We start from the raw sequence: 14,524 nt of genomic DNA, 5'->3' as shown, positions 1-14,524 counted from the left end.
CGTCGCTGCATCAGCAGCAGAGAAGTGAGATTATGTCGCAGCTTCTCGTCGTCGTCAACAGTTTTTTTCGCTTTCTTCGCTCGTCGCCGTAGCAACTCACCAGCGCCAAACCCTCTGACCACCGGGCTTTCCAGCCCGTCGCCCCAATCCGCTTCGCCGCTTTCGCTGCGTCGCCGTCGTTGCGAGAGACGAGATATTAGTGAAAACCCCGAACCCTGGCAAGCCTTTTGTGAAAATAATTTGAAAAGGGCAAAAAAAGGCCCGCGTCGTGAGCGGGCCAAGATCCATGGGACAGGACACATGGAGGAGACGGATTCACTGTATCCGGGCATCTACGGGCGACGCAACCAATGAAATCGCATATGCTTCCCGAAAGCTTGCCTATATGGAAAGGCGGCGTCAGCGTCGATGTCGCCCCCTTCTTTTCTATAGATAGAGCGTTCGAGATGTGCCTTTCTCGCGTCTTCCGGTCGCACCGCCGTCGCCTCCTGCAGTGGCGCCGGCTCGCGTTTCTGCCGCTCGCACTCTTCGTCGTCGCCTGCAGTTCGGTGCGCCCGCCCCCCCTGCCATCCCAGTGGACATCCCACACGCCGGCCGCCACACCCGGTACGCTCGCCAGCGCTCTGGCCCCCAGCGCCCTCGCCCACCCCGGACAGTCCGGCTTCCAATTGTTGGCGACCGGCTCCGACGCCTTCACCGCCCGTCTCGCACTCGTTCAGTCCGCCCAGCATAGTCTGGACGTTCAGTACTACAGCGCGGGCGAAGACATTACTGGACGCCTGCTGCTCCAGTCGCTGCTCGATGCCGCCGCCCGAGGGGTACGCGTTCGCATGCTGATCGACGACATCAATCGCCGCCACACAGCCCCCACCCTCGCCGTGCTCGATCAGACCCCAAACATCGAGATCCGCGTATTCAATCCGTTCGGCACCCTCGACACGACGCTCTTCGAGCGCGCAGGCAATCTGCTCACTCAGTTCAATCAGCTCAATCGCCGCATGCATAACAAGGCGCTGGTCGCCGACAATCAAGTGGCCATCGTCGGCGGGCGCAATCTGGGAGACGAATATTTCGACGCCAATCCCGAGCTCTCCTTCCGCGATTTCGATCTGCTGTGCGCCGGTCCGGTCGTCGACGCCGTTTCCCGCAGCTTCGATCACTTCTGGACCAGCCCCCAGTCATATCCGCTGAAGCAGGTGCAATCGACGATCGATCAGCAGACGCTGGACGGCACACGCGAAGCGTTGGCGCGTCACTGGCAAGACGCCGACAGCGTGCCCGCGAGCCACGAAGCGCTGCACCAGCCGCCGCTCGCCGAGAGTCTGCGCAACGGCAAGCGGCCGCTCTTCTGGGCCCCCGCCGAACTCGCCGTCGACAGCCCCGACAAGCTGGAGACCCCAGCCGCAGACACCAAGAGCGCACCGGGCGCCAAATTGCGCCAGTTGGCCGCCAACGCCAAGCGCGAAGTCCTGATCGTCTCGCCATACTTCGTGCCACTGGAAGGCGGCGTTCGATTCCTCTCCGCGCTCACCCAGCGAGGCGTCAAGGTGCGCGTGCTGACGAACTCCCTCGCGGCGACGGACGTCGTGCCAGTCCACGCCGGCTACGCACGCTATCGCCCAGCCCTGCTTCAGGCGGGCATCGAACTGTACGAATTCAAACCGATCCGCGCCGACGGCGGCGGACTCTCGCCACGGCGCATCACGTTCGGTGGCTCATCGCGCGCGACGCTGCACGGCAAGGTGTACGTTATCGACCGCCGTGACGTCATTCTCGGCTCGTTCAATCTGGACCCGCGCTCGGCGCGTCTGAACACCGAGCTGGCGATCGTGATCCACAGCCCGGAATTTGCCGAACGCATGGCAGGCATCTTCGAACGGGCAGCGTCGGCCCGCTCCAGCTTCCGGGTCGAACTGGCGCCGCCCGGCGCAACGCCGCCCACACCCACGCCGCCCACCATGCCCGCGCTGCGCTGGGTCGGGGAGGAAAACGGTCAGCCCCGTACGTTCGACGTCGAGCCCTATGCGTCTTTCTGGCGCAACTCGGCGGCGGGCGCCTTCATGCTGCTGCCGAGCGACGATCTGCTCTGAGCCGAGCGCCGCCCCGCAACCTCCCCCATCCCAGCAAGGACAAGCGCCGATCAGAACTCGACCGTTGCCGAAAGCGTAGCGGAACGCGCATCGCCAATAGCGACGAAATACTGACTCGCGCTCGACGGCTAATACGTCTTGTTGAAGACGTTCTTGACGTTCAACTGATAGTGCACCGGGTGATGGCCGATCTTCGTGTCGTACGTGGCAAACACATCGGCAACGAAATACGCCGGCAGCGTGAAGCGCATGTCGAGCTTCGCCTCGACTTCGTACGACTTGGCGTGTTCCGGCGCGGTGGTCGACGTCGGCTTGAGCGACTCCGAATAGCTGCCGTACAGCGACAGATAACTCGTCGCCTTGTAGATGACGCCCGCGCGCGGCAGCCACTTCGCGTCGCTAAGGTTCGATTGACCTGGAACGGGCGCCCCTTTCCCGCCAATTGGCTGTACGTCAGCAAACGCAGCCCGCCCACGACGATCCAGCGATCGGTCACGTGGATGGCGTCTTGGAAGAAGAGCGACGCATCGTGCAGCGTATCGGTCTGATCGCTGTCGCTCGCCGACACCGTGGCCGGACTTGCGATCGCATGTTCGCCATCGCATCGCGGAAGTCATTCTCCTGATACAGCCTTTTGAGATTCACGATCACGCGCTCTGGCACCGGCCCCTTCACACTCGTCCAAAATTTCGCTGGCAACGTCTGGCACTGAAGTTCGAGCGCTTCGGCTCGTGCCGGATTCGACGCAATCTGCCAGTCGCTGATCGCCGGCAGCAGAGGTAATTCAAACTTTTGCACTGCCATCTGCGCAAAAAAGTGAGACGGATGCCACCCGAGCGAGCAAGGCAGGCATCAGGGACATGAAGACGCATTCGATGGGTTGGCAATGAAGACGTCGATCCTCACACCCCAATCGGCAACGACATTCCGAATTTCACCCGCGACATCACGACCATCGTTTCAAAGTGACGAATGTTTGGATTTTGCCGAAATACGCGCGTTGCGAATTCTTCATAGTGATCGATGTCGCGCACCGCGATCATCATCGCGAAATCGGCGCGTCCAGTGACCACATAACATTGCATCACTTCTGGAACGGTCTGCAAGAACCGCTTGAATTCATCGAGCAGATCGAGCCGCTCCCGCTCGACCTGAACAAGCACCCACATCATGATTGGTAGCCCCACCTTGTTCGGATCGACAACCGAGATGTCCTTCTGGATGTATTTCTCTTCGCGCAGTCGTCGCACCCTTCTGAGGCAGGCCGGCGGACTCAGGTTGACGGCGGCGGCCAACGACTGGTTGCTGATCTGGTTGTCGACTTGCAGCATTGCCAGAATGCGCAGATCGAAATCGTCAAGCGGTTCGGCCTGATCTTGCCCCATATTTCGCAAATACCCCCGAAAAAGAAATCCAGTTAAGCAAACATACCCCACGCGAATATTGGATTTCGTGCGACCTCCCTAGAATCGTAGCATCAGCCTCCGATCGATTCCATGGAGAAAACCATGCCCCTGAAGCACTTAACCGCTACCGCCATCGCACTCTGCGCGCTGGCTGCGCATGCGCAAACCATCGTGACCATTGGCTATGCCGGTGCGCTGACCGGCGCACAGGCGCACTTCGGCAAAGACAGCGAACGCGGCATTCGCCTGGCCATGGACGAGATCAACGCCCAACACCCGGTCATTGCCGGCAAACCCGTACAGTTCGCACTCGACGCCCAAGACGACGCCGCCGATCCGCGCACCGCCACTACCGTTGCCCAGCGTTTTGCCGACAACCACGTCAGTGCCGTGATCGGTCACCAGAACTCCGGCACCTCCATCGCCGTGGCGCGCATCTACGCACAACAGCACATCGCGGAACTCACGCCGTCGGCCACCAACCCCGAATTCACGCGCCTGGGCTTCGGCACCACGTTTCGCATGCTCGCCAACGACGACTTCCTCGGTGTCGCACTATCGCAATATGTCTCCAGTCAGTTGCACGCACGGCGCATTGCCGTCATCGACGACCGTACCGCCTACGGCCAGGGCATTGCCGAAGTATTTGCACGCCAGGCGGAAAAGGCTGGCGCCACGATCGTCGCGCGCGAGTTTTCCACCGACAAGGCGTTTGATTTCACCGCCGTTCTCACGCGGATCAAGCGCGAGAACCCCGACGCCATCTTCTTCGGCGGAATGGACGCCCAGGGCGGGCCGATGCTCAAGCAAATGCGGCAGTACTCGATTCGCGCGCCGCTGGTCGGCGGCGACGGTTTATGCACCGCCGAAATGATCCGGCTAGCCGGTGCCGCGCTCGACGGCAACCTGTTCTGCGCGGACGGCGGACGCAGCCTCGCAAAGATGCCGGGCGGACAAGCATTCGCCGCCAAATTCAAGGCGAAATACGGCGAGCCCGTGCAGTTGTACGCGCCCTACGCCTACGACGCCATGATGGCGATCTATCGTGCTGCCCTCGCCGCACAATCCACGGACGCTGCAAAGATTTCCGACGCCCTGCATCGCGTGTCGTTCGGCGGCGTCACGGGGCAGATTGCATTTGACGAACACGGCGACCTGCGTGAGCCGGCCGCCACCATATCCACTTACAAAGGAGGCAAAAAAATGGCTTTGACCGAGGTATCGAAATGACCGTCGGCATATTGCGCGTCGGATCGCCTGCGCTGCGCGAGGTGGCCGCGCAAGTCGCCAACGTCAACGACCCCGTCGTCGTGCGTGAGGCCGCAGCCCTCGGCGCCGCGATACACGCCTTTCGTGCGGAACATGGCTTCGGACGCGCCATTGCAGCCCCCCAGATCGGCATTGCCAAACGCATGATCGGCCTGGCCATGTCGGGTTGGCCCGACGTGATCGTCAACCCCGAGATCGTATGGGCCAGTAACGAACGCATGACACTGTGGGACGACTGCATGTGCTTCCCGGAGATGCTGGTTCGGGTGGAGCGCTTCGCCTCGATCTCAGTGCGTTTTACCGACATGGCCGGCAAAACGCACCTGAAGGAAGCCCTGAGTCGCGCGGAAGCCGAACTGATGCAGCACGAAATCGACCATCTCGACGGCAAGCTGTCGTTCGACCGCGCCGTGGGTGAGAACGCATTCGTCCACCGTAGTGTTTTTGAAACGAACCGATCGGCATTTGCCGCTCAGGTCGACTACTTCCCCCAATCGTAATGAGCGACACGATGACCCAACCCGACGTTGGCCGCATCGACGGCCTGACCTACCCCACCGGCACCGCCTACATGGCCGGCCAGTACCTGCCCATGTCGGAAGCCCGTATCTCCGTACTCGACTGGGGACTGCTGCACTCCGACGTCACCTACGACACCGTTCACGTATGGAATGGCAAGTTCTTCCGGCTGGATCTGCATATCGCGCGCTTTCGGCGCTCGCTGGAAAGGCTGCGCCTATCCGTTAAGTACAGCGACGATGAACTTCGCCATATTCTCGTCGAGTGTGTCAGACGCGCGGGACTGCGTAACGCGTACGTCGAGATGCTCTGCACGCGCGGCCTCTCGCCTACCTTCAGCCGCGACCCGCGCGACGCAGCGAACCAATTCGTCGCGTTCGCCGTGCCCTACGGATCGGTCGCCAATGCCCGCCAGCTTAAGGAAGGCCTTCACCTGCATCTGATCGATACCGTGCGCCGCATTCCCCCCGAGTCGGTCGATCCGCAGGTCAAGAACTACCACTGGCTCGATCTTGTTACGGCCCAGTTCCAGGGGTTCGATGCCGGGGCGGAAACCGTCGTCATCAAGGACATGAACGGCAACGTCGCCGAAGGCCCCGGCTTCAATATCTTCGCCGTGCGTCACGGCGCGCTGTACACCCCCGAGCACGGAGTGCTGCATGGCATTACGCGCCGCACCGTGTTCGACATCGCCGAGCGGTTCGGCATTGCCGTGCATTCGGGCAACGTCAGCGAAGATCAGTTGCGCCACGCCGATGAGATTTTCATCACCTCCACCGCCGGGGGCATCATGCCGGTCACGCGCCTGAACGGCGTGAGCGTCGGCAACGGAGCGCCAGGCGACCTGACGCAAACGATCTTCCGCACCTATTGGGAGTGGCACGACGATCCGGCCTGGACCTTGACGGTCGACTACGACGAGGCGAATCATGCTCAATGAGACCCTCCGTTCTCGGCTCGATGCACGTTGCCACACGCTGGCGGCGCGACATGCGATCAAGCACGAAGTCGCGATCGAATCCGCACAAGGTGGCCATGTCAAGGCGCGCGCCGCACCGGGGGGTGCGACGCGCGACTATATCAACCTGTGCGCCAACAACTACCTCGGACTCGCTAACGATCCGCGCATTGTCGACGCCGCACGCGAGGCCGTCGACCGCTATGGGCTCGGCATGGCCTCGGTTCGCTTCATCAGCGGCACCCATGCCCTGCACTGGGAACTGGAGCGCCGGCTCGCCGCGTTTCTCGGGGCCGAGGCCTGCGCCCTATTCCCCTCGGCTTTCGATGCCAACGGTGCCCTGTTCGAAGCGCTGCTGGATGAAAACGACGCCGTGCTGTCCGACACACTGAACCACGCAAGCATCATCGATGGCATACGTCTGAGCAAAGCCGCCCGGTTCCGCTATGCCCACCGCGACGTAAGCGCCGCCGCCCGCGCCTTCGACGAAGCCGGTGAGGCAGTGGCCCGGCTGCTGGTCACCGATGGCGTGTTTTCCATGGACGGTACACAGGCCCCGCTAGGCGCCCTCGGCATGTTGTGCCGCGAACGAAAGGCGTTGCTCATTGTGGACGACTCGCATGGCATCGGCGTGATCGGCGCCTCCGGCCGTGGTACCGCCGAGGTGCAGGGACAGATGTCGGCCGTCGACGTACAGGTGGGCACATTGGGGAAAGCGCTGGGCGGGGCGGCCGGTGGATTTGTCGCAGCACCCGGCGTCATCGTCGATACATTGCGTCAGACCGGCCGACCCTATCTGTTTTCCAATGCGCTGATGCCTGCGATTGCGGCGGCCGCCGTCCGGGCGCTAGACCTGATCGAAGGCGGCGAGATCGACTTCGCGCGACTGGGCGCCATGAGCGCGTACCTGCGTCGTGGCCTGACGCAGGCGGGCTTCGACGTCCTTCCCGGCGATCATCCGATCGTGCCCGTGATCTTCGGCGACGCAGCGCTTGCAAGGACCGCCTCTGCCGCACTCGCAGAGCGCGGCGTTCTGGCTCAGGCGTTCTCTTACCCCGTCGTTCCCGAAGGCGCCGCGAGACTGCGACTCCAAGTGTCGCTTGCACTCACGGATGCCGATCTGGATCGCGTCATCGAAGCCTTCCGCGCAATGCGCCGCTAAGCGTTCGCGCTTAGATCCTTACGCGTTACCGATAGCGCCGCCCCGAACGTGGCGAACGTCGGATTGCGGGTGCCCCGGCGCGCATGTTCCTCTCTCTTTCCTAGGTTGCTCATGAACTCGAACCCGTTGCAAACGCATGACTACTGGGCTAACAGCGCCACGACGACAGTCGCGCCCACGCAGGCCAGACGGGCCGTTGTCGCCGCGTCGCTCGGCAATATCCTGGAGTGGTACGACTTCGTGTTGTACGCCTACTTCTCCCCGCAGATCGCCCATCACTTCTTTCCGGCGGCGAGTGAAGCCACCTCGTTCCTGGTCGCGACCGCCACATTCGGCGTCGGCTTCGTGGCGCGTCCGCTGGGCGCGGCCATTCTGGGTGTTTATGGGGATCGTGCCGGACGCAAGGCCTCGCTGCTCGTGGTGATTGTGCTCATGGCAATCGGCACAGCGATGATCGGACTCACACCCGGCTTCGACACCGCCGGGGTGGTCGCGTCTTTGACGATCGTGATCGCGCGCATCCTGCAAGGCTTCGCTTCGGGCGGTGAATGGGGCGGGGCTACCAGCTTCATCGTCGAATATGCACCGCGGCACCGGCGTGGCCTGTACGGCAGTTGGCAACAGGCCAGCCTCGCTGTGGCCCTGCTGCTCGGTTCGCTCAGCGCCGGGGCCATGACCTGGCTCATGCCGGCCCAGTCTCTGAACGACTGGGGCTGGCGCGTTCCCTTCGTGCTGGGAGCGTTCGTCATTGGCGTCTTCGGCTTCTGGCTGCGGAGAAATGTCGACGAGTCGCCACGCACCTCGGTCCCGGCAAATGTCCGGCAGAGTGGGCCCGTCATCTCGACGTCCCCGATCGGCACAGCACTTCGCAAGCACCGCCGCAACCTCGGCATCGGGAGTCTGTTCACCATCGGCTGGACCGTCACGAACTATCTCTACCTCGTGTACATGCCGATCTATCTGACCCGCACGCTGGGCCTGCCCGCCAGCGAGGCACTGATCGCCGCCAGTCTCCAGATCGCGTGCTTCATGATGCTCTCGCCCGTCATGGGGCACCTGTCCGACCGATGGGGCCGGCGCCCGTTGATGAGTGCGGGCGCGCTGTGTGTGCTGTTCGGCACTTACCCGCTCTTCGCCTTCATGTCCGCACACGCACATCTCCTGCCGGTCATCGGCGCGTTGTGCCTGCTCGCCGCCTTCATGGCCATGATGACCGGCCCGGCGCCCGCCTGGCAGGCCGAGCTATACCCCGGCGCGGTGCGCACCACGTGCATCTCGCTCAGTTACAACGTTTCGGTCACGATTTTCGGCGGTTTCGCCCCCTTCGTCGCGACCTGGCTGATCGGAATGACGGGCAATCCGCTCTCGCCCACGTGGTACATCGCGGCTGGCGCGGTTGCGAGTCTCGTCGCAACCCGGCTCTCACGCGAAACGGTTCGTACCGCCCTGTCCTGATTTGACTAGTGCGCGAGGACACCTCATGCATACGCACCTCCCCCATTTGGCGTCTGTGCTCACACCCGAGAGAGACGAAGACACGCCGGCGGCCTCGACGGCCGCCATCGACTGGATTTCACGACTTATCGCCATCGACACGACGAGCCGCCAATCCAATCTCGGGCTGATCGAACTTCTACGCGACACCCTGCGCGCGCAGGGCATAGATGCCTGGCTCGATTACGATGGCAGCGGCGCGAAAGCCAATCTTTTCGCCACATTGCCCGGGCGCGACGGCAACACACAGGGCGGCGTCGTGCTTTCCGGGCATACCGATGTCGTACCGGTCGATGCTCAGCACTGGCAGAGTCCGCCTTTCTCGCCTGAATTGCGTGAAGGCCGGCTGTATGGCCGCGGGGCTTGCGACATGAAAGGCTTCATCGGCACGGTCATGAGTCGGGTGCCCGCGTGGTGCGATGCGCCGCCGGGGGCGCCGATCCATCTCGCGTTCACCTACGACGAGGAGGTCGGATGCCTCGGCATTTCCCCGATGCTCGCGGCCATGGCCCGTCGCGGCATTCATCCGCAAGGCTGTATCGTCGGTGAACCGACCGGCATGCAGGTGATCGTTGCGCACAAGGGCATCAACATCTACCGCTGCTGCGTGCAAGGGCATGCCGTGCACTCGTCGCTCGCACCCACGGGCGTCAATGCCATCGAGTACGCCGCGCGTGTGATCTGCCACATTCGCGACCTGGCAAACGCCTTTGCGGCGCACGGCCCCTATGATGAGGGCTTCGACGTACCGTTCAGTACCGCACAGACCGGCACGATAAAAGGCGGCATCGCCCTGAACACTGTGCCGGCCGACTGCGAGTTCGTCTTCGAGTACCGTAACCTTCCAGGCGTGGATGCAGACGCGGTCTTCGCCCGGATCGAGGCTTACGCCGCCCAGACGCTCGTTCCGGAAATGCAACGCGTGCATCCCCAGGCAACGATCCGATTCACGAAAATCGCGGCGCCACCGTCGATGCAGGCGGACGAAACCCAGCCCCTGCTACGCCTGATGCGCGCGCTGGTTCCGGACACGCCCGCGCGCAAGGTGTCGTATGGGACCGAAGCCGGTTTCTTCCAGCGCGCGGGCATTCCGACGATCGTTTGCGGCCCCGGGAGCATCGCTCAGGCCCACCAGCCGGACGAGTTCGTCGCACTTGCCGAAATCGCCCGGTGCGAGCGCTTCCTGTCGAAACTGACGGCCTCGCTGGCGGGGATACACGGCCAGTTGTTATATGAGAAATAAGGCGTTTAACGTTACGTCCCATAGCCTTATTCAGGCCATCAGTTGCCGTTCGACTGGTTGCGGCGGGAGGAACCCTCAATTGGCGTCCTGTTAGGCGGGCTCCAGCGCCCCCTCCTGCCGCGCCCCGCAGTCTCATTTCCACTGAAAAAATCTCAAGTCCCGTGGAAAACGACACCCGCGCCATATCATGGAAAACATTTATTGACCGACCGGCCGGTCGGTTTATAATGCGTCCATATCCCACATGCCGCGGAGGCCTTCCTCTATGTATACGCAAGCCATCGATCTGGCCGGCAACAGCCCCAAGGGCGTGCGCGCCCTGAGCGAGGCGGAGCAGCAGCAACAAGCCCGCTTCGACGCGCGTGTCGCTGCCGATCAGAAGATCGAGCCGCAGGACTACATGCCCGCCGAGTACCGCAAGACGCTCGTGCGCCAAATCTCGCAGCACGCACACTCCGAAGTCATCGGCATGCTGCCGGAAGGCAATTGGATCTCGCGCGCGCCCAGTCTCAAGCGCAAGGCGATTCTGCTCGCCAAGGTGCAGGACGAAGCCGGTCATGGCCTCTACCTGTATTCCGCAGCCGAAACGCTCGGCACGTCGCGCGACCAGATGATCGACGCGCTGCACGCCGGTAAGGCCAAGTACTCCAGCATCTTCAATTACCCAACGCTCACGTGGGCCGATGTCGGCGTGATCGGCTGGCTCGTCGATGGCGCCGCCATCATGAATCAGGTGCCGCTGTGCCGCTGTTCGTACGGTCCGTACGCGCGCGCCATGATTCGCGTGTGCAAGGAAGAGTCGTTCCACCAGCGTCAGGGCTTCGACGCCCTTCTCTCGATGATGAGCGGCACGCAAGCCCAACGCGACATGGTGCAAGAAGCCGTGAACCGCTGGTGGTGGCCGGTGCTCATGATGTTCGGCCCGAGTGACAAGGAGTCGATCCACAGCACGCAAACCATGCAGTGGGGCATCAAACGCATCTCGAACGACGATCTGCGCCAGAAGTTTGTCGACGCCGCCGTCGAACAGGCCAAGGTGCTCGGCGTGACCTTCCCCGATCCGGATCTGAAGTGGAACGAGAGCCGCCGCGCCCACGACTACGGCGAGATCGACTGGAGCGAATTCTGGCGCGTGGTGGGCGGTGAAGGCCCGTGCAACAAGGAACGTCTCGGCACCCGTGTGGCCGCCCACGAGAAAGGCGCCTGGGTGCGCGACGCTGCCCTGGCGCACGCCGCCAAGCAGCGCCAGCGCGCCGAAAAACAGGCCGCGTGAGCCGCATCCGGCCAGCCCCTCACAAGACATCAGGAACGATCATGACGCAAGCAAGCAACAAGGAATGGCCCCTCTGGGAAGTGTTCGTACGCAGCAAGATGGGCCTCGAGCACAAGCACAGCGGCAGTCTGCACGCCGCCGACGCCGAGATGGCGCTGCGCATGGCGCGCGACGTCTACACGCGCCGTCAGGAAGGCGTGAGCATCTGGGTCGTGCCCTCTAACGCCATCACGGCGTCGGCCCCGGAAGACAAGGCCGAGCTGTTCGATCCGGCCGCCGACAAGATCTACCGCCATCCGACCTTCTACCAGTTGCCGGAAGAAGTGAACCACATGTAAGCGGCAGCGCGCCCATGCAACTCCATGCCCACGGCGCGCCCCATGCGAGACCCCAGAACATGAAACCGACGCAGGAACATCTGTCCTATCTGCTGCGCCTCGCCGACAACGCGCTGATCCTCGGTCAGCGCAACGCGGAGTGGTGTGGTCACGGCCCCGTGCTGGAAGAAGACATCGCGCTCACCAACCTGAGCCTCGATCTCATCGGTCAGGCGCGCATGCTCTATCAGCACGCCGCCAAGGTCGAAACCGATCTCACCGGCATCACCAAGCAGGAAGACGACTACGCCTTCTGGCGCGACGAATTCTCGTTCCGTAACTGGACGCTCGTCGAGCTGCCCCATTATGGCCCGACCGCCGGCACGACTGCCGCCGAGCGCGACTACGCCGTGACCATCGTGCGCAACTTCCTCTACTCGGCCCTGATGGTCGAAGTGTGGCAAGCGCTCACACAGTCGGCCGACACCGAGCTTGCCGCCATCGCCGCCAAGTCAATCAAGGAAGCGCATTACCACCTGCATCACGCGCGCGACTGGCTCGTGCGCTTCGGCGACGGGACCGAGGAATCGCACCGCCGCGCGCAGGCCGCGCTCGATTATCTGGTGCCGTACATGAACGAGATCTTCAAGCACGACACGCTCGAAGACACCGTGGCTGCCGCTGGTACGGGCGTCACGATGGCCAGCCTGAAGGACGCGTGGCAAGCCACGGTGAACGACGCGCTCGCCGAAGCCACGCTCACCGCACCGGTCGGCGGCGCGTTCGAAAGCACCGGCAAGTTGGGTCGTCACTCCGAGCACATGAGCTATCTGCTCGGCGAGATGCAGGGGCTGGCACGCCAGCATCCCGGCGCGACCTGGTAAGCCTCGCGATGCGCTCGTTTGCCGCTCTGGACACCGATACGACCATGAATCTTCCGCTCACACCGCCTGTCGCGCCCGGCGTGCTCACGCCGGCCTCGGCGGCGTCGCTGCCACTCGCATGGCAGACGCTCGAAGCGGTGCCCGATCCGGAGATTCCGGTCGTGTCGATCCGGGAACTCGGCATTCTGCGCGATGTGCGCGTCGTTGCGAACGACAGCGGCGACACCGCGTTCGAGATCGTGATCACCCCCACGTACTCGGGCTGTCCGGCGATGCAGCAGATCGCCGAAGACATTGCCGCAGCCATGACGCGCGCGGGCCTCGGCCCGTGGCACGTCAAGACGGTGCTCGCACCCGCATGGACGACGGACTGGATCAGCCCCGAAGCCCGCGAGAAGCTGCGCAGCTACGGCATTGCCCCGCCCACGGGCGCGCATGCCGTAGCCGCCGATGCCCCACGCAAGATCACGTTCTACGGCCGGCCGAAGGACGGTGTGCCGTGCCCGCATTGCGGCTCGGCCGACACGGAAGTCGTATCGGCCTTCGGCTCGACCGCTTGCAAAGCGCATTACCGTTGCCGTACGTGCCGTGAGCCGTTCGACTACTTCAAGCCCTATTGATTGACCCGACTGATCCCGCTTCGCGCATAGCGATGCCGACACTCCGCCCGTCGGCACCCGCAGCCGGGCGGCAAGGAAGCCCACGATGACGACCCCGCAATTCCACTCGCTGACCATCCGCGAAATCCGGCCCGAAACCGCCGACGCCATCTCCATCGCCTTCACGGTGCCGGACGCGTTGCGCGACGCCTATCGTTTCACGCAAGGCCAGTTCCTCACGCTCAAGACCGAGATCGATGGCGAAGAAGCCCGTCGTTCCTACTCGATCTGCGTCGGGGTGCCCGAGTACGAAGCCACGGGCGAACTGCGCGTGGGCATCAAGCGCGTGCCGGGCGGCAAGTTCTCGAACTTCGCGAACGACCAGTTGAAACCGGGACAGCAGATCGATGTCATGACGCCGGATGGGCGCTTCTTCACGCGTCTGGCGGCAAACAACGCGAAGCACTACGTCGGTTTCGCCGGCGGCTCGGGTATCACGCCGATGCTCGCGCTCATCAAGACCACGCTGGCTGCCGAGCCCGACAGTCAGTTCACGCTGGTCTACGGCAACCGTTCGGTGCCCGCGATCATGTTCGCCGAAGCGCTCGAAGACCTGAAGAACACGTATCTGGGCCGTCTGCGCCTGTATCACGTGCTCTCGGACGAAGCGCAGGAAGTCGAGCTGTTCAACGGCTTGCTCGATCAGGACAAGTGCACCGCCTTCATCGAGACGCTCATTCCGGCGTCGAGCATCGATGAAGCCTTCATCTGCGGCCCGGGCCCGATGATGGACGCCGCCGAAGCTGCGCTCGCCGCCGCCGGCGTCGCCAAGGAAAAGATTCACGTCGAGCGGTTCGGCGTGCCCTCGCCGCAAGCCGCAGCGAAGCCGGTCGTCATCACGGAAGATACGCCGATGGCGGAACTGGTCGTGGTGATGGACGGCAAGGAACGTCGCCTGCGCCAGCCGTATGAAGGTCAGAGCATTCTGGATACAGGGCTGGCCGCCGGTCTGTCGCTGCCCTATGCCTGTAAGGGCGGTGTGTGCTGCACGTGCCGTGCGAAAGTACTCGAGGGCGAAGTGGCGATGGACAAGAACTACACGCTGGAAGACTACGAAGTCGAGCAGGGTTTCGTACTGACCTGCCAGGCACGTCCGCTCACCGAGCGCGTCGTGGTGAGCTACGACGAGCGCTGAGCCGGCATCCGGCCTGCGCTGAACCGGTGCGCCGGAGCCACCGCATCAACGGCTCCGGCATGTCGAATGCGTGCTTGCCACGCCGTGGGAACGTCACTTCCACGCGGCCGGAACA

The 14,524-nt window shown here is 63.2% G+C and carries 14 protein-coding genes and 1 pseudogene; 12 read left to right on the top strand and 3 right to left on the bottom strand.

Annotation, left to right across the window (positions count from 1 at the left end; all coding sequences use genetic code 11):
- A partial coding sequence (locus tag PCO31110_RS25865) for a hypothetical protein (protein ID WP_217427263.1) occupies nt 1–281 on the bottom strand: 281 nt, incomplete at its 3' end.
- A 165-nt stretch (nt 282–446) separates the two neighbouring features.
- On the opposite strand from PCO31110_RS25865, the gene PCO31110_RS06385 reads away from it, so the two are divergent.
- A complete protein-coding gene (locus PCO31110_RS06385) occupies nt 447–2,090 on the top strand; it encodes a phospholipase D-like domain-containing protein (protein WP_150689873.1) in 1,644 nt (547 codons plus the stop codon).
- A 50-nt stretch (nt 2,091–2,140) separates the two neighbouring features.
- Here PCO31110_RS06385 and PCO31110_RS06380 read toward each other — a convergent pair.
- Nucleotides 2,141–2,682: pseudogene (locus PCO31110_RS06380) on the bottom strand (TonB-dependent receptor domain-containing protein); the annotation flags it as partial.
- Nucleotides 2,683–2,992: 310 nt separating this feature from the next.
- On the bottom strand, nt 2,993–3,475 hold the full coding sequence (locus PCO31110_RS06375) for an Lrp/AsnC family transcriptional regulator (RefSeq protein ID WP_010806876.1): 483 nt from the start codon (nt 3,473–3,475) through the stop codon (nt 2,993–2,995).
- A gap of 123 nt (nt 3,476–3,598) precedes the next feature.
- Here PCO31110_RS06375 and PCO31110_RS06370 point away from each other — a divergent pair, with 123 nt between their 5' ends.
- The 11 genes from PCO31110_RS06370 (at nt 3,599) to paaE (ending at nt 14,409) form a co-directional block, all read left to right on the top strand.
- A complete protein-coding gene (locus PCO31110_RS06370) occupies nt 3,599–4,726 on the top strand; it encodes a branched-chain amino acid ABC transporter substrate-binding protein (RefSeq protein WP_150689872.1) in 1,128 nt (375 codons plus the stop codon).
- On the top strand, nt 4,723–5,265 hold the full coding sequence (locus tag PCO31110_RS25985; RefSeq protein ID WP_010806878.1) for a peptide deformylase: 543 nt from the start codon (nt 4,723–4,725) through the stop codon (nt 5,263–5,265). The genes PCO31110_RS06370 and PCO31110_RS25985 overlap by 4 nt, the downstream gene beginning before the upstream one ends.
- An 11-nt stretch (nt 5,266–5,276) precedes the next feature.
- Nucleotides 5,277–6,224: an aminotransferase class IV gene (locus tag PCO31110_RS25980; protein WP_246189739.1), complete on the top strand. Its 948-nt coding sequence runs from the start codon at nt 5,277–5,279 to the stop codon at nt 6,222–6,224.
- The gene (locus PCO31110_RS06355) at nt 6,214–7,404 is read left to right on the top strand and encodes a glycine C-acetyltransferase (protein WP_150689870.1); all 1,191 of its coding nucleotides are present in this window, start codon (nt 6,214–6,216) and stop codon (nt 7,402–7,404) included. Before PCO31110_RS25980 ends, PCO31110_RS06355 begins: the two co-directional genes overlap by 11 nt.
- Nucleotides 7,405–7,515: 111 nt before the next feature.
- The gene (locus PCO31110_RS06350; RefSeq protein ID WP_150689869.1) at nt 7,516–8,859 is read left to right on the top strand and encodes an MFS transporter; all 1,344 of its coding nucleotides are present in this window, start codon (nt 7,516–7,518) and stop codon (nt 8,857–8,859) included.
- A 25-nt stretch (nt 8,860–8,884) separates the two neighbouring features.
- Complete coding sequence (gene argE / locus PCO31110_RS06345) at nt 8,885–10,141, top strand: acetylornithine deacetylase (protein ID WP_150689868.1); 1,257 nt, start codon at nt 8,885–8,887, stop codon at nt 10,139–10,141.
- 265 nt (nt 10,142–10,406) lie between these two features.
- Nucleotides 10,407–11,414: a 1,2-phenylacetyl-CoA epoxidase subunit PaaA gene (gene paaA / locus PCO31110_RS06340; protein WP_010806883.1), complete on the top strand. Its 1,008-nt coding sequence runs from the start codon at nt 10,407–10,409 to the stop codon at nt 11,412–11,414.
- Nucleotides 11,415–11,455: 41 nt separating this feature from the next.
- Entirely contained in the window at nt 11,456–11,752 is a 297-nt protein-coding gene (gene paaB, locus PCO31110_RS06335) for a 1,2-phenylacetyl-CoA epoxidase subunit PaaB (protein WP_010806884.1), read from the top strand.
- Between the two features lie 59 nt (nt 11,753–11,811).
- Entirely contained in the window at nt 11,812–12,615 is an 804-nt protein-coding gene (gene paaC, locus PCO31110_RS06330) for a 1,2-phenylacetyl-CoA epoxidase subunit PaaC (RefSeq protein ID WP_010806885.1), read from the top strand.
- Nucleotides 12,616–12,659: 44 nt separating this feature from the next.
- The gene (gene paaD / locus PCO31110_RS06325; RefSeq protein WP_051126531.1) at nt 12,660–13,235 is read left to right on the top strand and encodes a 1,2-phenylacetyl-CoA epoxidase subunit PaaD; all 576 of its coding nucleotides are present in this window, start codon (nt 12,660–12,662) and stop codon (nt 13,233–13,235) included.
- A gap of 85 nt (nt 13,236–13,320) precedes the next feature.
- Nucleotides 13,321–14,409 carry a 1,2-phenylacetyl-CoA epoxidase subunit PaaE gene (gene paaE / locus PCO31110_RS06320; RefSeq protein ID WP_010806887.1) on the top strand — a complete coding sequence of 363 codons (1,089 nt, stop codon included), beginning with the start codon at nt 13,321–13,323 and terminating at the stop codon, nt 14,407–14,409.
- The last annotated feature ends 115 nt before the right edge of the window (nt 14,410–14,524 follow it).

Origin of the sequence: Pandoraea communis (genome assembly GCF_902459745.1) — a bacterium.
GTDB lineage: Bacteria > Pseudomonadota > Gammaproteobacteria > Burkholderiales > Burkholderiaceae > Pandoraea > Pandoraea communis.
This window is presented reverse-complemented; position numbering and strand designations above follow the sequence as displayed.